General features: G+C 43.2%; 19 protein-coding genes and 1 tRNA gene. 17 read left to right on the top strand and 3 right to left on the bottom strand.

Going from position 1 to position 22,631, the window contains the following annotated elements:
* Nucleotides 1-8: 8 nt before the first annotated feature.
* Together ASULF_RS00960 and ASULF_RS00955 are read right to left on the bottom strand one after the other, a co-directional pair.
* On the bottom strand, nt 9-380 hold the full coding sequence (locus ASULF_RS00960; protein WP_015589822.1) for a cell division protein SepF: 372 nt from the start codon (nt 378-380) through the stop codon (nt 9-11).
* A gap of 53 nt (nt 381-433) precedes the next feature.
* Entirely contained in the window at nt 434-1,288 is an 855-nt protein-coding gene (locus tag ASULF_RS00955; RefSeq protein ID WP_052312071.1) for a DsbA family protein, read from the bottom strand.
* A gap of 117 nt (nt 1,289-1,405) precedes the next feature.
* Between ASULF_RS00955 and ASULF_RS00950 the strand changes: the two genes are divergently transcribed.
* The 9 genes from ASULF_RS00950 to ASULF_RS00910 all read left to right on the top strand — a co-directional run bounded on the left by ASULF_RS00950 (nt 1,406) and on the right by ASULF_RS00910 (nt 14,278).
* Nucleotides 1,406-1,476 (top strand) — tRNA-Gly (locus tag ASULF_RS00950).
* Between the two features lie 462 nt (nt 1,477-1,938).
* On the top strand, nt 1,939-3,264 hold the full coding sequence (locus tag ASULF_RS00945) for an APC family permease (RefSeq protein ID WP_015589820.1): 1,326 nt from the start codon (nt 1,939-1,941) through the stop codon (nt 3,262-3,264).
* On the top strand, nt 3,261-4,583 hold the full coding sequence (locus ASULF_RS00940) for an aspartate aminotransferase family protein (protein ID WP_015589819.1): 1,323 nt from the start codon (nt 3,261-3,263) through the stop codon (nt 4,581-4,583). The genes ASULF_RS00945 and ASULF_RS00940 overlap by 4 nt, the downstream gene beginning before the upstream one ends.
* A 1-nt stretch (nt 4,584) precedes the next feature.
* Nucleotides 4,585-5,904, top strand: coding sequence for a glutamine synthetase family protein (locus ASULF_RS00935; RefSeq protein ID WP_015589818.1), 1,320 nt, complete (start codon nt 4,585-4,587; stop codon nt 5,902-5,904).
* Between the two features lie 5 nt (nt 5,905-5,909).
* Nucleotides 5,910-6,773 (top strand): DUF6885 family protein, encoded by an 864-nt coding sequence (locus tag ASULF_RS11250; RefSeq protein ID WP_015589817.1) that lies wholly within the window; start codon nt 5,910-5,912, stop codon nt 6,771-6,773.
* On the top strand, nt 6,763-8,115 hold the full coding sequence (locus ASULF_RS00925; protein WP_048098069.1) for a M20 family metallopeptidase: 1,353 nt from the start codon (nt 6,763-6,765) through the stop codon (nt 8,113-8,115). The genes ASULF_RS11250 and ASULF_RS00925 overlap by 11 nt, the downstream gene beginning before the upstream one ends.
* A 112-nt stretch (nt 8,116-8,227) precedes the next feature.
* Nucleotides 8,228-10,600, top strand: coding sequence for a PAS domain S-box protein (locus ASULF_RS00920; RefSeq protein WP_015589815.1), 2,373 nt, complete (start codon nt 8,228-8,230; stop codon nt 10,598-10,600).
* A gap of 30 nt (nt 10,601-10,630) precedes the next feature.
* A complete protein-coding gene (locus tag ASULF_RS00915; protein WP_015589814.1) occupies nt 10,631-12,430 on the top strand; it encodes an aldehyde ferredoxin oxidoreductase N-terminal domain-containing protein in 1,800 nt (599 codons plus the stop codon).
* Between the two features lie 66 nt (nt 12,431-12,496).
* The gene (locus tag ASULF_RS00910) at nt 12,497-14,278 is read left to right on the top strand and encodes a chloride channel protein (RefSeq protein WP_015589813.1); all 1,782 of its coding nucleotides are present in this window, start codon (nt 12,497-12,499) and stop codon (nt 14,276-14,278) included.
* Here ASULF_RS00910 and ASULF_RS00905 read toward each other — a convergent pair.
* A complete protein-coding gene (locus ASULF_RS00905; protein ID WP_144060462.1) occupies nt 14,262-14,828 on the bottom strand; it encodes a GNAT family N-acetyltransferase in 567 nt (188 codons plus the stop codon). The genes ASULF_RS00910 and ASULF_RS00905 overlap by 17 nt on opposite strands.
* 186 nt (nt 14,829-15,014) lie before the next feature.
* Here ASULF_RS00905 and ASULF_RS00900 point away from each other — a divergent pair, with 186 nt between their 5' ends.
* From ASULF_RS00900 to ASULF_RS00865, 8 genes are all read left to right on the top strand, one after another.
* Nucleotides 15,015-15,860 (top strand): MBL fold metallo-hydrolase, encoded by an 846-nt coding sequence (locus tag ASULF_RS00900; RefSeq protein ID WP_015589811.1) that lies wholly within the window; start codon nt 15,015-15,017, stop codon nt 15,858-15,860.
* Between the two features lie 144 nt (nt 15,861-16,004).
* Nucleotides 16,005-16,982: a CoA transferase subunit A gene (locus ASULF_RS00895; protein ID WP_015589810.1), complete on the top strand. Its 978-nt coding sequence runs from the start codon at nt 16,005-16,007 to the stop codon at nt 16,980-16,982.
* A 12-nt stretch (nt 16,983-16,994) separates the two neighbouring features.
* Nucleotides 16,995-17,801, top strand: a complete 807-nt coding sequence (locus tag ASULF_RS00890; RefSeq protein ID WP_015589809.1) for an acyl CoA--acetate/3-ketoacid CoA transferase subunit beta — start codon at nt 16,995-16,997, stop codon at nt 17,799-17,801.
* 179 nt (nt 17,802-17,980) lie between these two features.
* Entirely contained in the window at nt 17,981-19,123 is a 1,143-nt protein-coding gene (locus ASULF_RS00885) for a thiolase domain-containing protein (protein WP_015589808.1), read from the top strand.
* 4 nt (nt 19,124-19,127) lie between these two features.
* Nucleotides 19,128-20,330 (top strand): thiolase domain-containing protein, encoded by a 1,203-nt coding sequence (locus ASULF_RS00880; RefSeq protein ID WP_015589807.1) that lies wholly within the window; start codon nt 19,128-19,130, stop codon nt 20,328-20,330.
* Between the two features lie 4 nt (nt 20,331-20,334).
* Nucleotides 20,335-20,865 carry a Zn-ribbon domain-containing OB-fold protein gene (locus ASULF_RS00875; RefSeq protein WP_015589806.1) on the top strand — a complete coding sequence of 177 codons (531 nt, stop codon included), beginning with the start codon at nt 20,335-20,337 and terminating at the stop codon, nt 20,863-20,865.
* Between the two features lie 2 nt (nt 20,866-20,867).
* On the top strand, nt 20,868-21,329 hold the full coding sequence (locus ASULF_RS00870) for a Zn-ribbon domain-containing OB-fold protein (RefSeq protein ID WP_015589805.1): 462 nt from the start codon (nt 20,868-20,870) through the stop codon (nt 21,327-21,329).
* A 45-nt stretch (nt 21,330-21,374) separates the two neighbouring features.
* Nucleotides 21,375-22,559: an acyl-CoA dehydrogenase family protein gene (locus ASULF_RS00865; protein WP_015589804.1), complete on the top strand. Its 1,185-nt coding sequence runs from the start codon at nt 21,375-21,377 to the stop codon at nt 22,557-22,559.
* Nucleotides 22,560-22,631 lie beyond the last annotated feature (72 nt).

Genomic DNA, 22,631 nt, shown 5'->3' with positions numbered 1-22,631 from the left:
GCTCTCTTTTACCTTCTTCTCGATCCGACTATTTTCTTTCTATCGATCCTTATGCCTGTTGGGGTTACGATGAAGTAGTCATCGCCCAAGCCCACTATATCTCCTTTAACATCCTCTGCAAGCTGTCTGAGGTCTTTCAGGATCCTGTCAAGTGTTAGCTTATCATGCTTGAGGAATGCAACATCTATGATGACGATATTTCCTTCATAAATCTGCCTTCTTATCTCAGGAACCTCACTCAGGCCTGTAACTTCTGCAACCTTTATTACTGTTTCAGCTTCATCGAGTATTTCGGATTCATATTCTCCGAGATCGAGTTCTTCATACTCGTCAACCACACGGGTTTCTGTTCTGCCGAGTAGCTTATCCATGATTCCCATAGCTACCACCTTATCCTTAATAATTCATTCTGGTATTTAAATTATTGGTAGAACTATTTTCCAGCTTCCTGTTCTATGATCTCAGCCAGCGCTTCCTGAGTTGCTAGACCTTCCACTTTAATTCCGTTTAGGAATACTGTTGGTGTACCGCTAACTCCAGCGGTCAATCCGTCGAAGTAGTCCTTCTGGATTTCACTGTCATACTTGTTGGAATTCAGACATGACTTGAACTCTGTCAGGTTGAGACCAAGCTCCTCAGCATACAGATACAGCTTCTGCTTATCTCCATTCTTTAGGGCCTCAATCCACTCATTCTGTTTTTCAAACAGGAGATCGTGGTACTCCCAGAACCTGTTCTGTTCGTTTGCACAGTTAGCAGCTTTGGCTGCGATTATCGAAACATTACCGTGAATCGGAAAGTCTCTGAAAACAATTTTAATGTCTGGATACTTCTTTTCGATTTCTGAAAGGACTTTTTCGAATTTTGCACAGTAAGGGCAGGCATAGTCGGAGAACTCGATTATGGTTACCTTAGCATCTTCTTTCCCCCTGTATGGGTCATCATCTGCGCTTACATTGGTTCTGTAGTTTTTGGGTTCTTTTGTGATATCTATTGAATTTAAAATCAGGGTTTTTCCGTCGGAGGTTATGTAAACGTAATCCTCGCCTAAAGTTGAATTCTTGCTTACGAACTCAACATTCAGGGCATACACATCCAATTTTTTGATATCTTTCACTTCTACCTTTACTCCAGGTTTGAGGAGATACCTATTTATGTATTTAACAGAATAATCTACAGCAGTTTTGTTAATCTCGGTCTCACTTTTCTGCATGTTCGAAAAAGCAAATCCTACAATCGCGCCAATCAGGACTCCAGCAATCAAAGCAAATAATATATTTTTATCCATGATTTTTAGGATTGAATTGAGTTTAAATAACTTTCCTGAATTAACTTGAATTGCCACAATCGCCACAGCGGGAAATACCATAAAATTCATAAACCCTGTTTAATAGATTAGTTTCAAGCGCGAGTAGTCTAGTGGTAGGACAACGGCTTTCCGAGCCGTTAGCCCGGGTTCGAATCCCGGCTCGCGCATGTCCGTTTCTTTCTAAAAAACTTTCATAGTTTTATTTCTAGAAAGGAGCTTATTGAGTCAGTTTTCTCCATTAAATTCACAGACTCACTGAGTTCACTGTTTACTGTCAGTGTTGGCTTCCGTTTACACGCATCTCCACAGGGATGCATGTTTAGAGACTTCTGAGACTGCCTTTGGCGAGAGGAGTATCTTGGTAAAGGAAAATCAAGGAGAAAGTTCTTTGAATCTGACTGTTCAGAGATGGATTGAGGGTTTCATGATGTTGTAAAATATGGTGCTGATTTGGCAACCCCAAACTTGATAAATTTTATAGTATTTTTGTAGCATATTGATCAAATTCCGAAAGGTTTTATCCAATGTGATAAAAATTTCCATTTCTTTACCTTCAAATCAAAAAGTTTTTTAAGTTAACCATGTTTTATCCGAGTTAATTTGAAACACGGTGGCAGGGGTGATTAAAGATGGATAGAGAATTGGTAAAGGGACTTTCTTTTAAACATGTGTGGGCTATCGGAGTGGGTGCTGTCGTCGGTGATGGTATTTTTCTCCTTATTGGAGAGGGTGCAAAAATCGCCGGCCCAGCAGCTTTGGTAGCTTATACGATTGCGGGGTTGTTCTTGCTTTTTATAATGATTAGCATGGGTGAGATGGCTGTAGGCATGCCTGATGCTGGTGCAATGTGGGTATGGAACAAAAGAACGCTTGGTGGACTGGCAGGATTTCTTACGGGCACTTCTTATGCAATCGGGTGGATAATCGCAGGAGGATCAGTGGGTTTAGCCATAGGAACAATTACTTCCTGGTTTTTCCAGATTGGAAGCCCAGAGATCTCAGTAGTTATATGGGCGATAATCTGGTTAACAGTTTTCATGCTACTGAACTTGGTCGGTGTCATTCCTGCAGCGAACACTCAGTTAGTACTGGTCCTTGGATTGGTTGGACTTATGCTACTCTTTGGCATCTTCGGGTTTGCAAGTGGTAAAATAGACCCGAGCAATTATACACCCTTTATGCCCAATGGTTTTTCAAGCCTCTTTCCGGCGATTGCCTTTGGAACCTATGCATACATGGGCGCTTTAACTCTTGCAACTTCTGGAAGTGAAGTTAGAGACCCAAGGGACCTGCCAAGAGCGTTGTGGGCATCATCTATAACATTTCTGATCATATATACAATTGCAATGGCGGCAATGCTTGGACTTGTCCCATATTCAGAACTCAGCGTCTCAGAATCTCCGTTTACCAAAGCTGCTGAAGTTGCGTTTGGTACATCTGCAGCATATATCATTAACTTTGCTGCTTGGCTTGCTGCAGCGACATGTCTTCTTGGAGGCACACTTTATGCGGCCCCAAGACTCCTCTACTCAATGGGTGAAGACAGAATCTTGCCAAGTGTTTTCTCAAAAGTGCATGAAAAACACAAAACACCACATGTTGCAATAATCTTCACATGGATTGCTAGTATAGGACTGGTTTTGCTGGGTTATCAGAACCCGGACATCGTTTATGTACACCTTTCGCTCCTTCTTGTGTTCGCATGGGTTGTAACTTGGTTAATTTCACTCATCAGTGCGGTGCAGTACAGAAGGAAGTTCCCTGAAGAGGTCAAAAATCTGCCTTGGAAGCAGCCATTGTACCCACTTTTCCCGATATTGGGGCTGATAGGAATTGCGATCATATTCTACGGAACCTTTCAGGGAGCAGAGACCTCGGTGATTATCGGAATCGCTTATGTGGTGTTGCTGACAATATATTACTTCGTTTACGGTAAAAGGGTGATGGAGGAATGACTTGGAGAAGGTCGTCAGAAGTAATCGGTGGTGTTTTCGACATTAAATTTTATCCTCTTATCGTGGATAGATGCGAGGGATACAGGATTCGTGACATTGACGGGAAGGAGTATATAGACTTCAATGCAAGCTGGGCTGTGGCAAATGTAGGATACGGAAACAAAAAAATCATTGATGCTGTGTGCGAGCAATTTTCAAAAACTTCTTCTTTTTCTTTGACATCTTACTATCATGAGAAGTCCATAAAACTTGCTGAACTCCTACTCTCTTTGGTTCCAGAGAGTGAGAACAAGAAGGTTATCTTCGGTCATTCTGGTTCGGATATAAATGATGGCATCTTCAAACTTCTTCCATATGCAACCAAAAAGAACAAGATTATAACCTTTCTTGGATCATATCATGGGCAAACCTATGGCTCGTTTTCCCTGTCGGGTCACAAAGCGGAAGGGTGGTTGAATCCTGCTGGAGGTGTTGTTAAAGTTCCATATCCATACTGCTATCGCTGTCCGTTCTCTCTGGAATATCCGGAATGCAAGATTCACTGTGTTAGATTCATAGAGGAGTATATATTCGAAACTGTTGCACCAGCAGAGGATGTGTCGATAGTTTTTCTAGAGCCTATACAGAGCGATGGGGGAGATATAGTCCCGCCAGAGGAGTTCCATGATCGATTGTATAAGCTCTGTAAAAGGAATGGAATATATTATGGTGTTGATGAGGTGAAAGTCGGTTTCGCAAGAACGGGCAAGTTTTTCGGTTTTGAACATTATGGCATAAAACCAGATTTCATCACAGTTGGTAAACCGATGGGTGGTGGGTTCCCTATCAGTGCATGTATAGGAGTCAGGGAGGTCTTGGACTATCCCGGAGCTTTTCATCTTTCAACCATCGCAGGCCATCCAGCGGGATGTTCAGCAAGTATAGCGACAATAGAATACATCAAGGAAAATAAGCTGGATAGAAATGCTGAAAAGATGGGGGACAGGTTGATTAAAGGGCTTAAAGAAATTGCTGAAAACCGTGACATTATTGGGGATGTCAGGGGAAAAGGGCTTATTGTGGGAGTTGAGCTGGTGAGAGATAGGGAGAGTAAAGAACCTGCAAGTAAAGAATGTGCGATGCTAACCTATCGTTGCTGGGAGCTTGGACTCGTTCTTGCGTATGTTGGGCTTTATTCCAATGTCGTGGAGATCACCCCACCGCTTGTAATCGATGAAGAGGGAATCGATGAAGGTCTGAATATTTTTGATCAGGCTCTTAAAGACATTGTAGAAGGAAGGTTTGATGAAAGTAAAGTTAAGGAGTTTGCGGGGTGGTAAAGTGGAGCTTGATGAAATTCTGAAGCTTATTGAAGAAAAAGGGATAGAATATATCAGATATCTGTACATTGACAACGATGGTGTTGTGAGAGGTAAAATGGGAAATGCAAAAAATGCTAAAAGCGACCTTGTGAGCGGAGTGACATACGTTTCATGCATGCAGTCTGCTTTCGGTGCACTTGATCTGCTGACACCAAACTCGATATATGGCTGTGTTGGTGAACTCAAGCACATACCTGACTTAAATACATTCAGAATCGTTCCATATGCTGAAAAAACTGCAATGGTTATTGGAGATTTTTACACGAGAGATATGAAAATATTCGAGGCTGATCCGAGACCAATTCTCAAGCAAAAACTCAGTGAGCTTGATTTTGAAATTAAATCAGCATTTGAAACAGAATTCTATCTTTTCGACAGCAACTCAAAACCATATGATGATGCATTGTGCTTTGCCACTCCAGCCATGAACGCATCTAACGAATTTGCAATCAGGGTAAAAGAATATCTCGAAATGCAGGATGTATTTGTTGAACACTTCTATCCGGAGTATGGTCCAGGACAGTATGAGATAGCGGTAAAACCAGCTTGTGGAATAACCTCTGCTGACAATCAGATAATACTCAGAGAGACTGTAAGGGGTGTTGCGCAGGGTTTAGGACTGACAGCGAGCTTTATGCCGAAACCCTCCAACGAGCTACCTGGTTCGGGTGTCCACATCCACATAAGTCTCTGGAAAGATGGTGAGAACCTGTTTGCTGACGGAAGTGATTTGAGCGATTTGGCCTACCACTTCATAGGGGGAATATTAAAGCATATGAAAGCATTGCTTGCCTTCACAGCCTCAACAGTAAACTCCTACAAGAGACTACTGCCCCATAACTGGGCATCAGCCTATGCCTGTTACGGGTTTGAGAATAGGGAAGCTGCGATAAGAATACCTCTGCCCATTCACAAAAAGGAAAAAGAAACACTCCATCTTGAAATAAAACCAGTTGATGGTTGCAACAATCCGTATCTTGTCCTGGGGAGCATAATTGCCGCTGGAGTGGATGGGATAAAGAATAAAATCGATCCCGGAGACCCAGTGGACAAAGATCCAGCAGATATGAGTGAAGCCGAGAGAGATAGGTATGGTGTAGAAAGATTTCCACAAAATCTCGGTGAAGCGATTGCTGAACTTGAAAAAGACAGAATGTTTGAAGAATTCTGGGGCAGAACGCTTTACGAAGAGTATCTCAAAACCAAAAAGTTTGAGTGGGAAGCATTTTGCCAGCATGTAACGGATTGGGAAATTAATAAATATCTGAAAGCCTTCTAAGACGCATGCGATTCAGTGTAAAGCTCCTTGATAATTTTTTTGATATTCATGAAGAGTATGTAAAGATTGGATCACAAAAAGAGAATACTTGTGGAGCCTTCTCTCTTGGATGTATTCTAAGGGGGATTGGGTTTAGGGATTTGAGCATTGATTATCTTGCATACCTCGCCAGGATGAATATTCACAGGAATGAGCAGAGGAAATGCGATGAGGCGAGGGAGGGGGTAAGCAGGGGTGAACTGAGAGAAAGCTTCGCCAGAAGGCTGTATAACGAATTCTGGTACGAGTACGAGTACAGGGTTACAGATGATTACAGCGAGAGTGGTATAGGTCCAGAAGGACTTGTTCTGGCATGTGAGAAAGCAACGAATGGAAGAATTTCATGCATTCCAGTTCCGTCACGGAAAGGAAATGAAATCTACTTCACGAAAGAAAAATTCTCCCAGTTAATAGATTATATACTCTCAGAAAAGGAAGTGGAGGTTGTTCTGAACTACCATACATCGAAGCTTCTTGACCCAAATGGAAAGTTCTACTTTCTGGAGAGGATAATTGAATTCAACGAACATCCAGAATTTTTTGAAAAATGGAAGTGGAATGTTGGACATTTTGTTGGATTTGCGGGAGTTGTTGAATTTGAAAATAGCAGATGGATATTAATCAGGGATACATACAAAAAATACGGTTTCAATGGCTACCACCTTCAGCCAGAAGAATGTGTTAGGAATGCTCTGCTCAGGGATGATGGAAGGGAAGGAGGAATGCTTATCGTAGTTGAATCTGAAAGGAAAGAAGAGATAGAGGAGAGTCTGAAAGAATTGGGGCTAAAAATCAGCCTGTGGGATAATGGGAGCCCATATGTTGAATAAATTATCTTTAAAGATAGAAAATAAAGAGAAGAGATACATCGACATCTTAAAAGAACTGGTAAAGAAAGAGAGTCTTAGCGGCAGGGAGGGTAGAATAGGAGAAGACAGCATAGCAAACCTTGTTTGGGAATATGTGAATGATATTGGTGTCAGTGCAACCTTCCACGAGGTTGATAATTCACATAACATAGTCTGTGAGGTTGGAGAAGGAGAAAGATGCATCGTTTTTTCTGCTCACATGGACACAGTCTCTGCTGGAGATTACGGAAAATGGCTCACTGACCCTTTTGGAGCTGAAGAGGGTGTGGTTAGGTATCTCGGCAATTCTGCTGTTGAGGTAGAAGTTTGTGGTAAGAGAGTGAGAGGGAAAATCAGAGATCAGATGGATAGAATCTGGAAAATGCGAAAAGAAAAGGAAAAAAAGATAATTTACGGGAGAGGGAGCTTCGATAATAAAGCTTCTGTAGCAATTCTTCTGTTTCTCCTTGATATTTTAGGAGATATAGAAATGGACGGAAAGATATATGCTGTTTTTACTGTGCGTGAAGAGGTTGATGCTGAAGGAATCAAACATTTTATTAAAACCTATAAGCGAGATTTTGATAAATTTAGGGAAAGGTATGCGGTTGTCTTGGAAGGGTCTTACTCCTTCATGCCAGTCATAGCCCATAGAGGTGTTTGCTGGGCATACATCAGGACCTATGGGAAGAGATGCCACGCCTCAACACCTCATCTCGGTAGAAATGCTGTTGTTGAGATGTGCAGAATTGTAGATTACTTGGAGGCAAACAAAAGAAGAATCATTGATGAGCTTTACGAACATTCAGAAGACAGACTGCTTGGAAAACCGACCTTCAGCATAACTTCAATTGTGGGTGGTGGGATAAGAAAGGTTGTGGGCGGTAAAATAGATAGAATCGATCTGAATGTCATACCGGATTTTTGCGAATCCTCTGTTGATATTAGATACGGGAGGGGCATAACAGCTGAACTCATTCACGATTTCTTTACGAGAGAAATCAAAAAAGTATCGCAGGATTTCGAGTTTACAGTAGAGGAAGAGACTTTTTATCCTTCTGCGGGGATTGGTAACTCTTTTGATGATGCAATGGAAGATGATTTTGTTAAAGCGGTGATGGAAAGTAGCGGAATAAACCAAGTTGGTATAGCACCGGGTGCGAGTGAAGGGGCTTTTTTGCACTCAGCTGGTTTTAAGACACTCGTAGAATTTGGACCGGCTGGAGCTTTCTCCCACGACGCACATGAATATGTTGAAATAGATGAGATAAAAAGGGGCGTAAAGGTTACAACAACTTTACTTAACAAAATGGGATTTGTATAAGATAGTATTATCAAGATAAACACCTCATGATTATTATGAGAATTTATGAAAAAGTTCTTATTCTGGTTTATTCTGGATTTGCATAATTTTATGGGCTAACGGGAGTGATCTGATGGAGGGTAAGTGTAATACAGAAATCAAAGAGCTAATACCTGATGTCTTTGAAGTGATGAATGATGCTGTTGTAATTACCAATATAGCTGGAAAAATACTGTTTGTTAATAAAGAGTTTGAAAGGATTACTGGATTTAAAAGGGAAGAAGTGGTTGGAAAAGCAGTTACAGGACTTGAAATCCGTCCGGAAGAGATGAAGGATAGAGTTGTTAAAGAAATAATGCCAGAGCTTATGGAGAAAGGCTATGTCAGGAATGTAGAGGGACTTGTGAGGCGTAGGGATGGAACAGAAGTTCATGTTCTGATAAGCCTTTCTTTAATGAGGGATGCTGATGGAAAACCAACTCACACGGTTCGCGTTATAAGAGATATAACAGATATTAAAAAGCTTGAGGAAAGGAAGAGAAGAGCTGAAAGAGCTTTGAGGGTTTTAAGCAGGGTAAATGAAGAAATAGTCCGTGTTGGTGATGAAAAGGAGTTGCTGGAGAGAGTTTGTAAGGTGATTGTGGAGGAGGGTGGTTATGCATACACATGGATTGGTTATGCGGAAAGCGATAAGACCGTCAGACCCGTTGCAAAGGCAGGAATTGATGGTTATGCTGATGTGATCAAGGTTACATGGGATGAGAGTGAGACGGGAAAAGGTCCAACAGGGTCTGCAATAAGGATGGGGAAACCAGCTATCGTTAGAGATATTGAAACGGATCCAGTTTTCACCCCGTGGAGGGATTTCGCACTGAAAAGAGGTTTTGCCTCATCAATAGCTTTACCACTCATCCATGGGGACTCTGTTTTCGGTGCTTTGAACATCTATTCCTCCGAAAGGGATGCGTTTGATGGGGGGGAAACTGAACTGCTGAAAAAACTTTCAGAGAACCTGTCTTATGCGATTGCGGTGTTGAGGGAAAAGAAGGTGAAAGAGAGAATGGAAGTGTTATACGGAACGATTGTTGAAAATACCGGAACAGCATTGGTGATCATAGATGAAGATACAACCGTAAAATTCGCAAACCACGAAGCTGAGAAATTGTATGGACAGTCAAAAGAAGAGTTAGTTGGTAAAAGCTGGATGGAATTTATTCCAGAGGAGGAGATTGAAAGATTGATGAGGTATCACAAGCTAAGACAGATAGATCCAACTCTCGCTCCATCCAGATATGAAACAAAAATAGTTGATGTAAAGGGGAATGTTAAAAATGTTTTCATTACGGCTTCGATGGTTTCTGCAGAGCAGTGCATTTTATCCATCATTGATATCACGGAAATGAAAAAGCTTGAGAAAGAATTGGTGGAAAGCGAGATCAAATACAAAACGCTATTTGAGAAGTCACCCATAGGTGTTGTGCTGACTGGAACTGACATGACGGTACTTGACTGCAACGAATCCGCATTAAAGATTTTTGGCATGGATAGAGATGTTATCGGAAGGAAGTGGCCAGATCTCGGTATTTTCCATCATGAAGACCTTCCACGTATTTTGGAGGAATTTTACAGAGGTGTGCAGGATAAAATTTTTGAGTTAAAGTTAAAGGTAACGGTTGAGGGTAGAGAGAAGTGGATTAAGGTTCTATCGGTCTTGATTGAGAAGGATGGCAAACCTTATGCTTTTCTGAGCATGATACACGACATCACAGAGGATATGGCAACTAAGAAAGAGATGGAAAAGATGATAAAACAGCTGGACCTCCTATATTCAATCGATTTAGGAATTCTTTCTGTAAAACCATTTGATAAAATATTGAAGGAATCTCTGAGAGGTTTGAGAGAGATAGTAGATTATGATCTTGCCTGCATTGCTGTGTACAGTGGAAGTGAGGTGAAGACCTTAGCGGAACCGGAAATCAGTCAAAACATACAGCGGCTTTTTGCTGATAGAAATATTGAAGTGGAAATGAAGAAGGTAGATGGCATTTTGGAGCTTGAGACTCTGTCAAGGCTGGAGGTGGAGCTTTTAAAGAACGGAATGAAATCCTACATTGTTTTACCACTGATTGCGAGAGATGAAAGAATAGGTTCGCTCATGTTGGCATCGAAGAAAATAATCTCTGATGATGATTTTGAGTTTGTAAAGAGCCTCGTAAACCAGTTTGCCATCGCGCTTCATGAGGCTGTGCTTTTTGAGCAGAGAAAAGTTGCATACAAGCAAATAGAAGACAACATAGAGAAATTTGCAATTCTCGTTGACCACATCAGAAACCCACTCGCAGCAATCTCCGGACTTGCAGAAACAAGAGTGGATGATGAGGAAACAAGGGAACTTATACTCAGTCAGGTTGAAAGGATTGTGGATACTGTTGAAAGACTCGACAGGGGGTGGCTCGAGTCTGAACTCATACGAAATTTTCTGAAAAGGTCTGGAAGTCAAGGTTAATTATTTATTCCTATTAATTAATGATTTTTTATGAGCTTTACTGGTAAAGCACTTGAAATAAACCTCAGTGATATGAAGTATGAAGAAATAGAAATCGATGATCATGTTTACGAGAAGCATGCTGGGATAATTGGCATCGCCTATGAATTTGCTGAAAAACTTGCTGGAAGATACGATCCGCTAAGTCCCGAAAATTTTGTAATTTTATCTGCGGGGATTTTAACCAATACTGGAATTCCCGGAGCTACTAAAACGATAGCTGTAACAAAGAACCCGCTGAACAACACCTACGGCCCAGCAGTTGGAGGTGGTGCATTTGCGAGAAATATGAAAAGGGCTGGTTACGACATGGTTATCTTGAAGGGAAAAGCTAAACATCCTGTGTGGATTGATATAAACAGTAAAATCGAGATAAATAAGGCGAATTTCTGGGGGAAAGATATCGTTGAGACAACGAAACTTCTTAACTCGAACAGCGTTCTTGCAATCGGTAAGGCTGGAGAAAATAGGGTGCCAATTGCTCTCGCTCTGATAGATGCCATACACCACATCGGCAAGGGCGGGCTTGGAGCTGTTCTAGGTTCAAAAAATGTGAAAGCAATCAGAGTTAGAGGAAGTAAAGATGCAAAGATTGCAAAACCAGATGAATTTAGTAGAGTTGTTAGAGAGTTCAAGAATAAGGTCAAATCTGACAAGGTTACAAAAATCTATTCCGATATCGGCATAATGTCTGCATGGGATGCATGGGCAAAACTTGGATATCTCACAAGGAGAATGAAGAGTGAAGTGGTAGATGCAGACACTCTAAAGGAATTTGGAGTTGAGAAGTATAAAGAACGGATAAAGAAAAGAAGTACAGGGTGCGTAGGATGTCCAGCACGATGTAAGTCTGTTCTCGAAGTAGAAGTTGATGGGAAAAAAGTCGAGAGCCTTGCATCTCTGTATCTTGGAGTTGCATATGAATTTGGTGTGAAGTGTGGTGTGGAAAGTGCTGAAAAGGCGGTTTTATGTCATGATTTGGCAAACAGAATGGGCATCGATGCCATGACTTTCGCAGAGCTTTTTGATATACTTGCAACACTTAAAGAATCTGGAAAAACTGATATCGATATTGAAAGGAGTGCTGAATGCGTTATGAAGTACCTTAAGCTTGTCGCAAATCGAGAAGGTATAGGTGAGTACATTGGAAAGGGTATTAAAGGACTCAAAGGACTTTGTGAATTCGAGGATTATTTCATAAAGGGAATTGAACCCATTTTTGATCCTCGTATATCTTTTGGAAGCGAAGCTTTTGGCTTGCTGACAAATCCAAGAGGAGCTCAGGAAGGTCCGGTAACGATCACAGTCATTCCCGGAAGGAAGAAGGAGAGTATCATAAGATACATGAGGTCTATCGGAGCAAGTGATGAGTTGATTGAAGCAACATTTCGCAATGGTTTCAATTCAGCCCTCTATACGATCTCTGCTGAAAACTGGCTCTGGCTACTTAATGGAATGGGATTGTGCAGGAGAGAGAGCATAGCAAGAAGCCTGAATATAGACACTGTGAGAGATATGTTCAACTATGCAACAGGTTTCAACCTCTCAAACGAGGAAATGATCAAAGCATCTGCAGAAGCATTTGGTGTTGCAAGAAAGCTGAACTGTAGTGAAGGATACACTTACAAAGACGATTTACCACCTAAAAAGTTCTTCACACCACTTCAGACGTGGGTTGGAAAAAAGGTCTGGAGGGATTACCTAACAAATGAGACAGTGGATTATGATCATGTAATGAAAATGCTTGGAGACTATTACAGTATGCGGGGCTGGAAAAATGGATGTCCTTAAAATTAAAGTCGAGTTGGTTTGACTAATGAGAAAAGTTTATTTTTCTAAGCATCATTTCGAAATAAAGTGACTCAGAGAAAACCATTGAAGACGAGAAAACTGATATTGTTGGCAATAATTGTTGGTGTTATTTCTGGAATAGGTGCTTTTGTCTTCTATACATTGCTTGAGATTTCAACAAAGTTCTTTATTCAGGGGCTGGGTGGATACAACCCGTATCCAGCGGGAGGAGATATCGAGATAACGAAGTTTGCTTTCAAACTCCCGAAATTGCCTATATTTTTAATACCCGCTATTGGTGGGTTAATCAGTGGCTTTATTGTCTACAGATTCGCCCCTGAAGCAGAGGGACACGGTACTGATGCAGTCATAAAGGCTTTTCACAGGCTTAAGGGGAATGTGAGGGGGAGGGTGCCGATAGTCAAAACCATAGCTTCAGCCATAACCATTGGTTCAGGAGGCAGTGCGGGGAGAGAAGGTCCTATAGCTCAGATTGGTGCAGGCTTTGGTTCTTTTCTTGGAAACTTGCTGAACCTCTCAGACAGAGATAGAAGGATATTGCTGCTGTGTGGTGTCTCGGGTGGTATTGGCAGCATATTCCAGTCTCCAATGGGTGGAGCCCTTTTCGGAATAGAGGTTCTCTACAGAAGGGATTATGAGGTTGAAGCTCTTGTGCCAAGCTTCACATCTTCCATAGTAGCGTATACTGTTTACAACCTACTTCTGGGATTTACAAACCAAATCCATTTCGGAACGCTGAGGATATTCTCAACTCCTGCGGTCAGAATAAACTCTCCTGCTGACCTCTTAATCTGTCTTGTAATAGCTGTTTTCGCTGGGATTATTGGGTTGATCTACATTAAGGCGTTCTACACAACCCACGAATACTTCAAAAAAGTTAGAATTCCTAACTACTTTAAACCTATGATAGGTGGATTACTTACTGGACTTATAGCAATCTACATCCCTGAAGCAATGGGAATGGGTTATGGTATAGTGCAGCTCGCAATCGATGGCAAAATCCTAAGCATTTACGGAAACTTAACTTTGCTGTTCATATTCATCTTCATATTTGCAAAAATACTGGCTACGTCCTTCACCATAGGCTCAGGAGGTAGTGGTGGAGTTTTTGCACCATCAGTTGTCATAGGCGGTATGATCGGTGCTTTTGTTGGTTATGCTTTCCAGTCATTTGGGGTTGTAGAAGAACCAGCATTTTTCGTGCTTGTAGGAATGGCATCTTTCGTTTCTGCAGTAGCCAAGACCCCAATAGCTTCGATAATAATGGTACTCGAAATGACGGGTGGTTACAATCTTTTACCAGCTTTGATGATCTCATCAATCCTTGCATACAAAATAACCGGAGACAACTCAATCTATAGTGAGCAGGTTCCAACGAGGGTTGACAGTCCGGTACATCGGGCAGAGATGGTAATAGATGTTCTTGAGAATGTAAAGGTTGGAGATGCGATGGTTCCGGCTGAGAAGGTCGTGACTGTAACTCCTGAAATGAAGTTGATTGAGGTTATGAAAATGATTGAAGAAACGGGGCATATGGGTTATCCGGTAATGGAGAATGGAAAAATTGTTGGAATCATAACATTTGAGGATGTTGAAAGGGTGCCGTTTGAGGAAAGGAATGTTAAGACTGTAGCTGATGTGATGACAAAAGATATAATCGCAACTTACCCGGATGAGACGCTTGAAGATGCATTAAAGAAGTTAGCTTCGAGAAACATTGGCAGACTTCCAGTGCTTTCAAGGGATGACTCAAAGCTCGTTGGGCTGATAACGAGATCTGATATAATGAGGGCTCACGCCAAAGAGGTGCTCAGGCTGGAGAGATAACCACTTTTTCTTCCTTGGATTCCTCAGGCTTTTCAGTCCCTTCAGACTTTTTTAGATCGAGATACATGTCGTATTCGATGTATGGGCTGACAACCTCAAAACCGAGCTTCTTGTAAACATGGATCGCTCTTGCGTTTGTTCTTTCTGTGACAAGCATTATCCCATCAAAGCCAATTTTTCTGCAGAGATCTATCATCGTTTTCATCAGAATCTGTCCAACACCCCTGTTCTGGAAATCCTGGTGGATGAAGATCGTTATATCTGCTTTTTTGCCATCTTCGGTAGGTACAATAACAACATGACCGATAATCCTCCCATCTTTTTCAGCAACGAGAGCAAAACCGTTTTTTGCCAGATAGTCTATCCAGTTTTCTATTGCAACCCTCGTTATCGGAGGCAACCCGAGGCACCTGAGCGAGGGATCAAAGTTCTCGTACATCTGAATGAGTTTTTCTCTGTCCTCCTCATGTATATACTTCCTGATCGTGAAAGGCTCTTTAATCTTGTCTCTGGCTGTGAACTCTTTGAACTCAATTGAATCCAGCTTCATAGCTCCTTTGAAATTTCGCTTAATTCTATTTATTATTTTCTTAGGATTATTAATCATTTTATAATCATTCGTATGAATAATAAGGAATTTTGAGGATATACTGATGGAAGATAAATTTATATTTTTATCTTCCAACCCGATCTAAACTCAGTAAACTTTATCTTTTTTGAATTAAAATTTAAGGTCATGATAGATGAGTTTGGTGAGGTAAAAAAAGCTGAAGTCTTCATTCTCGCAGACAACTTCGTTCCGAAACCCGGGAAGTTTATAGCTGAGTATGGATTTTCAGCCTTCCTGAAGATTTATGGTGATGAGGAGATTGGAGTTCTGCTTGATACTGGTGCTGGCTATGCAATAGAGCATAACTGGGAACAGTTCTCTCTCTGCTGGGATGAGGTGAACTACATCGTGCTCAGCCACAGACATTTCGATCACACAGGTGGTTTGCTCAAAGTTCTGGATAAAACAAATGCACCGATTATAGCACACCCAAACCTCTTCAAGCCGAGCTTTCTCTGGGTGAGAGGGAGGTTTGTTGATGGCTCTCTACCATTCCCTGAAAGCCTGATCAGGGAGAAGGCGAGGATATACATGATCAGAGACCCATTGAAGATAGCTCCCGGCGTTGTGATAAGCGGTGAGATCCCAAGGGTTACAGATTTCGAGAAGAGTCCGGAGACTTTCAGCCTCGAGGATGGCAGGTTCGTTAATGACCGAATGGATGATGATATGGCAGTCTTCATAAAAACGAAGAAGGGCTTATCGATCATTACAGGATGCGCTCACTCTGGAGTTGTGAACACGGTTAAGAGAGGGATGGAGTTGAGCGGAGAGAGCCCGTTCATGGTCGCTGGCGGGTTCCATCTCATCTTTGCTGATAGAGAAAGAATTCAGAAAACGGCAGAGGAGTTGATGGTAGCTAAGCTCATAGCCCCAACCCATTGCTCCGGGTTTGGAGTAGCTGGTGAGATAGTAAGGAGAGATCCATCCAAGTACATACCGATTGGTGCAGGAATCAGGTTTGAGATCTGATTTTTTTAATTTTTCATATATTATCATTATAATCTTGAAAATTTTCAATACTCCGTAATCTGTTTTAACTCTTTTCACGCAAAAACGGTTTTAAGATGGTTAAAAATCATAATTTTTAAGTGTTAGAAAAACCCAAAATTGGGCATGGCAAATATAGAAATTCTGGATATGGGTGAAGCAGACATACACTTCATCCCACCTGATGAGTTCAGGAAATTTGTCAGGGATAAGAAAAATAGGGCTTTTGAGGATAAGCTGATGGATGAAAAAGAGGCGGTGAAGAAATTCGTGAAGGATGGGGACTATCTCGCATACGATTTTTCCTCATTAACAAGAGGCCCTCAGAGTCTGATAAGGGAGATTATTCGTCAGAGAAAGAAAAATTTGTGGATTCTTGCCAAATTTACACTGCTTGAATCTGTTTTGCTTGCTGGGGCAGGATGTGTGGACAAGATAGATGTTGGATTTCTCGGATTCGGGCCGTACATAGCCAAAAAGGTTCAGGAAGGGGCTGTGAAAGTTTACGACTGGAGCAATGGAAGTGTTACCTACAGACTGGTTGCGGGAGCGATGGGAATACCCTTCATACCCGCAAGAGATCTGCTGGGAACAGATACATTGAAGCACTCTGGAGCCATTGTTGTTAAGGACCCATTCAGCGGAAAGCCTGTAGCTCTGATGCCAGCCTTGAATCCGGATGTGTCTGTGATTCATGTTCAGGAGGCGGATGTGTACGGGAATGCGAGGGTCTATGGGCCAACTGTGGCAACACTGGAAACAGCCATGGCATCCAAGCGGGTTATAATCTCTGCAGAAAGGATAGTTGAGACGATAGAATTCAGGGAGCATCCTAACTGGACGACCATCCCGTATTACTGCGTTGATGCCGTCGTTCATGCCCCGTTCGGAGCATACCCTGGAGGAACTCAGGGGTACTACGAGATGGATTCTGAACACTATCTTAAGCTAACATCCATAAGAACCGATGAGGAGATGCAGAAGTATCTTGAGGAGTACATATACAGCGTTGAAAGTCACGACGAGTTTCTGGAAAAGAAGGTTGGTGTGAAGAGGCTCAGAGAGCTGATTCAGAAATCTCAGATTCTTGAGGGTTATAGGTGAATAGGTGATATCATGGCTGAGATTGAGTTTACGGATACTGAATTCATGATATGTAATGCTGCGAGGCTGCTTGAGGATAACAAGACAATATTCGTCGGCTGGGGAATCCCACAGGTTGTTGCGATACTGGCTGAAAAGCTTTACACGCCCAACATAGTTCAGGTTTTCGAGTTTGGGGCTATAGGGCCGTTGAGCAGAACACCTTTCCTGAGGGGAACAATGGGTGGCCCTTCAAACACCTATCGCAGCCTGCAGTGGTGCAGCATGAATCTGGCTTTCAGCTACGCTCAGGCTGGCTACATCGACTATGGAATGCTTGGAGCGGCTCAGATAGACAGGTACGGTAACATAAACTCGACGATGATCGGAGATGATTATGAAAAACCAAAGGTCAGATTTCCGGGAAGTGGTGGCGGAAATGAGGTTGCGAGCTATTGCTGGAAGACGATAATAGTCATGGCTCATGAAAAAAGGCGTTTTGTGGAGAGGTGTGATTTCATAACCTCCCCAGGCTATATGATCGATGGCAAATCAAGAGATGAGGTTGGTCTGCCTGCTGAGACGGGGCCCTACAGGGTCATAACCTCAATGGGAATGTTCGGCTTTGATGAGAAAACTAAGGAGCTGAAGCTCATTGGGGTTATGAAAGGGTTAACTGTAGATGAGGTGCTGGACGAGATGAACATTGAACCTTTGGTGGCCGAGAAGGTTGTCGAGCTTGAGCCACCGACCGAGCTTGAACTCAAGACTCTCAGAGAAGACATTGATCCGTATGGTTTGATTATCTCCAAGGGTAGAAAGATAAAGCTAGATATCTAATCTTGGCCAACTTTAGCTAATTTTTCAAATTATAATTATTTTTTGGGTGAAATAATATACAAAATCCAACCTTTTATAGTATAACTCTCTTTAACCTTTCCCTTTCTAATTTGAACGATTAAAAAAGGAAATTTTAAATAGTTTCAATTCAAAGTTCGTCCTGTTCAAGAGGTGATCGAATGGGTGTAGCAGTAATTGGTGTTGGCTATTATGGCTTTAATGCAAACACACCAGATCTCAGCTGGAAAGAGATTATGTACGAAGCGGCAACGAGGGCTTACGCGGATGCTGGAATAAATCCAAGAAAGGATGTCGATAGCTTTATAACCTGTGCTGAGGACATTTACGAAGGATTCGCAATCTTTGACGAGTTCGTTCCAGATCAGCTTGGAGCAGTTGTGAAACCAACATGCACGATATGTGGTGACTTCCTTTACGGAATCGCAACAGCCTACATGCACATCGAGAGCGGACTGGCAGATGTGGCTGTTGTCGAAGCCCACAGCAAGGCAAGTGACATCCTGACATTCGGGAATGTTATCAAGTTTGCAATGGATCCTATATGGCTCAGAAATGTCGGAAAGGCACATCCGTACTACTTCGCAGCACTTGAAATGGCTCAGTATGTTAATGAGTGCTGCATAACCGAGGAGCAGATTGCAGAAGTTGTTGTCAAGAACAAGAACAACGCCCTGCTTAACGACTCAGCACCTTACGGTGCTAAGGTAACGGTTGAGGATGTTCTGAACAGTCCGATGGTGTTCGATCCGATGAGGAAGATCGAGATCGCCCAGAGGGCAGATGGAGCGATAGTTTTTGTCCTTGCGAGTGATAAAATCGCCAAAGAGGCTGAGGATCCAGTATGGGTTAAAGGTGTTGGTTGGTGGAGTGAGACAAGCAACTTCGACACGATGAGCTTCAACGCATACTACGCATACAAATCTGCGAAGATGGCTTACAAGCTTGCCGGAATAACGAACCCCGCAAAGGAGATCGATTTTGCTGAGGTCGATGACAGATTTGCGTTTAAGGAGTTGCAGCACCTCGAAGCCCTGCAGCTATCGAAGAGGTACGAGACAGCCACACTGATGCAGGAGGGATACTTTGCAAGGGATGGAGCTCTGCCGGTAAATATCTCAGGAGGAAATCTCGGAATTGGCAACCTGCTTGAGGCAACTGGTGGGCAAAAAGCTCTTGAGGTGGTTCTGCAGCTCAGAGGACTTGCTGGCAAAAGACAGCTCAGCGATGTTGAGGTTGGTGTGGCTCAGGCCTGGAGGTATATCCCAACCGCAAGTGGTGCTGTAGCAGTTTTCGGAGTGTGATATTATGGAAGTTGAGAGGATTAGCGGTTTGAAGTTTCACAAGAAGCAGGATGTTGCGATCGTTGGGGCTGGAATGACAACATGGAAAAGGAGGCTTAACGAGACCGGTAAGGAGCTATCCTATCTTGCTGTCAAGCAGGCTCTGGAAGAGGCAGGCCTTGAGATTGGAGATATTGAGATGGTTGTCATGGGTTCAGCCCCTGATACATTCGATGGCCTGCACATGAAGGGAGAGTACCTGCTCGACGGCTCTGGTGGGAGTGATAGGCCATACATGAGGGTGTTCGTTGGAGGAGGAACTGGAGTTTTCGCTCCGATAGCCGGTTACTGGCATGTTGCAAGTGGTTTGGCCGATGTCTGTCTTGTTGTCTGCGAGGAAAAGATGTCCTCATGCCATCCACATCCGCAGTCAGGTTTCAAGTACATCTGGGATCCGATTCTTGACCGCCCGCTGAACCCGAACCTGATCTGGATCTTTGCGCTGGAAATGAGGAGATACATGCATGTTCACAACATAAAGCATGAAGATATTGCCCTCGTGTCTGTAAAGAACAAGGCAAACGCTCTCGATCATCCATGCGCTCAGGTTGCCGAGAAAATCACGGTTGAGGATGTGCTCAACAGCGAGCCTATGGCTCTGCCTGTGAGGAGACTGGATGTTTCTCCACCAAGTGATGGTGCAGCGGCTCTGATAATGGTTGCCCCCCACATAGCGAGACAGCTCACAGATAACCCCGTATGGGTTACCGGAGTTGGATGGGCTCTAGATACAACAATGTGGACGAACAGAGACCTCTACTTCCCGAGGTATGTTGCTGAAGCTGCAAAGATGGCATACAGGATGGCTCACATAACCGATCCGCGAAAGGAGATAGATGTTGCCGAGCCATATGATCCCTTCGACTACAAGGAACTGCACCACATGGAAGGGCTCGGACTGGCAAAGAAGGGAGAGGCTCCAATTCTCACGAGAGAGGGTGTAACTGCAAGAGATGGAGATCTGCCAACCTGTCCATCTGGTGGTTTGCTCGGAGTTGGAAACCCGATAGCGGCAACCATGGGTGTTAAGGCATGCGAACTTTACTGGCAGCTCGCCTACAGGGCAGGAAAGAGACAGGTGGCTAAGGAAGTGACGAATGGTGTCTGTCAGGCGTGGGGAGACCTGATGCAGGTCGGAACTGTTATGGTTATGTCCAACAAGAGGTGATATAATGGCTGTAGGTAAGAAGGATATTTCATGCCCTCCATATGCTGAGGGAACACCGATATCTGATGCTGATCTCAAGGAAAAGAAGGTCACATATGTTGAGGATCATCCGGATATAAGATATGCCTGGACAGCAGGACAGGCGATCAGCAAATTCCTGAACGAGTTGAAGAAAGGGAAGCTGATAGCCGTTAAATGCAACAAGTGCCACAGAATAATGTTCCCGCCAAGGATGTTCTGCGAGCTCTGCTACAAGCCCATTGATGAGTGGGTTTATGTTAAGGATACAGGCACGGTACAGACCTTCTCAATCTCGTACATTGATCCCGATGCGAAACCACTTCCAGAGCCGATTATTGTTGCTGTGATCGCTATAGATGGAGCCTCACCGAACATGGGAATCATGCACATTCTTGGAGAGGTCAAGCCAGAGGATGTTTACATCGGAATGAAGGTCAAAGCCGTCTGGAAACCAGAGGAGGAGAGAGAGGGATCGGTTACCGATATCAAATACTGGAAACCGATGGAGGGATGATCATGATCGAGAAAATTGTTAATCCGAAAGAGCTTAGGGAATGGGAAGGAAAGATAGAACTCTACTGGATCTACACGAGTGGAAAAGCTGGAGATGAATTCTTCAAGAAGCTGAAAGAGGATAAATTCATCGCAAGCAAGTGCAAGAAGTGTGGAAGGACATTCTTCCCGCCAAGAATATACTGCGAGTACGATTTCAGTGACACGGAGTTCGTTGAGATCAGCGGGGAGGGATATGTTAGAGCATTCACAGTTGCAAGGCTGGATGGAGATGAGAACCCAATGGAGGAGCCGGAAATATACGCAATAATCGACATGGACGGCACAGACGGCTGCTTGATCCACCTGCTTGGAGAGGTCAAGCCAGAGGATGTTTACATCGGAATGAAGGTTAAGCCCGTGCTCAAGGACAAATCGGAAAGGGAGGGAATGATTACTGATATTCTCTATTTCAAACCCTCATAAATTTTTTTAACAAATTTTTATAATGTTAAATCATGAGGTGATGTTATGGAATTTGAATTTAACGAAGAGCAGAAGATGATTGCAAGTTCAGCAAGGGATATAGCAAAGGACTTCCCTCCAGAGTACTGGAGGGAGAAGGACGAAAAGGGTGAGTTCGCAGAGGAGTTCTGGAAAGCTTTGAGCGATGCCGGGTTTACTGGGATAGTCATTCCGGAGGAGTACGGTGGCGCGGGAATGGGGATGACAGAGCTGCTCATAGCAATTGAAGAGTTATGTGCAAATGGCTGTGGAATGGCCGGTAACTGGTATCTCGTTTTGACAGAGGTTTTCGGCGGGATGACCATAGTCAGGCATGGAACTGAAGAGCAGAAGGAGAAGTATCTACCGGGAATAGCGAAAGGTGAGCTTGAGTTCTGCATGGCTCTGACAGAGCCGGATGCCGGAACGAATACATTGAGCATAAAAACCAGAGCTGAGAAGGATGGAGACGAATGGGTGATAAATGGAAACAAGATATTCATCAGCGGTGCTGATAGAGCCAAAGGAATGCTGATAGTGGCCAGAACGACTCCAAGGGAGAAAGCGGAGAAGAAAACACATGGTATTACGCTTTTCCTGGCAGATCTGCCAGATCCTGCAGTTAAAGTTAATCCAATACCCAAGCACGGAATAAACTATTCTAAAACATGTGAGGTGAGCATAAACAACCTGAGACTTCCTGAAAGCGCTCTGGTCCCTCCACTGGATGGTGGCTGGTATAACCTGCTCGACACATTGAATCCTGAGAGGATGTGCTTCACAACCGCAGCCATAGGCATAGCGAAGGCCGCAATCAAGAAGGCTGTTGAATACAGCAAGCAGAGAAAGGTCTTTGTCGATCCTGTAGGCAGCTATCAGGGACTGCAGTTCCCGTTAGCTGAGGCCTATGCAACCCTTGAGACCGCGAGGCTGATGAACTTCAAAGCTTCAACTCTCTTCGATAAAAACGCACCGTACAGGGAGGTGGGCAAGTACGCGAATATGGCCAAGGTTGTTGCTGTTGAAGCTGGACTCAAGGCGGTTTACTGGGCGATGCAGTGCTTTGGTGGCTACGGATATGCTAAGGAATATGATGTCGAGAGATGGTGGAGGGAAATAAACCTCATCCGGCTGGCTCCTGTAACCCAGCAGATGGCTCTTGCATACATTGGAGAGTATCTTCTGGGAATGCCGAAGAGTTACAGGACCTGATTTTTTTCTTTAAATATTTGCCAAATTATTCTAGTTCCACTCCAAGTTGATAACCTATTTATTGCTTGAAGA

This window comes from Archaeoglobus sulfaticallidus PM70-1 (assembly GCF_000385565.1).
GTDB classification, from domain to species: Archaea; Halobacteriota; Archaeoglobi; order Archaeoglobales; family Archaeoglobaceae; genus Archaeoglobus_A; species Archaeoglobus_A sulfaticallidus.
Note: the sequence above shows the minus strand (reverse complement) of the source record. Positions and strands in the feature narration are given on the sequence as shown.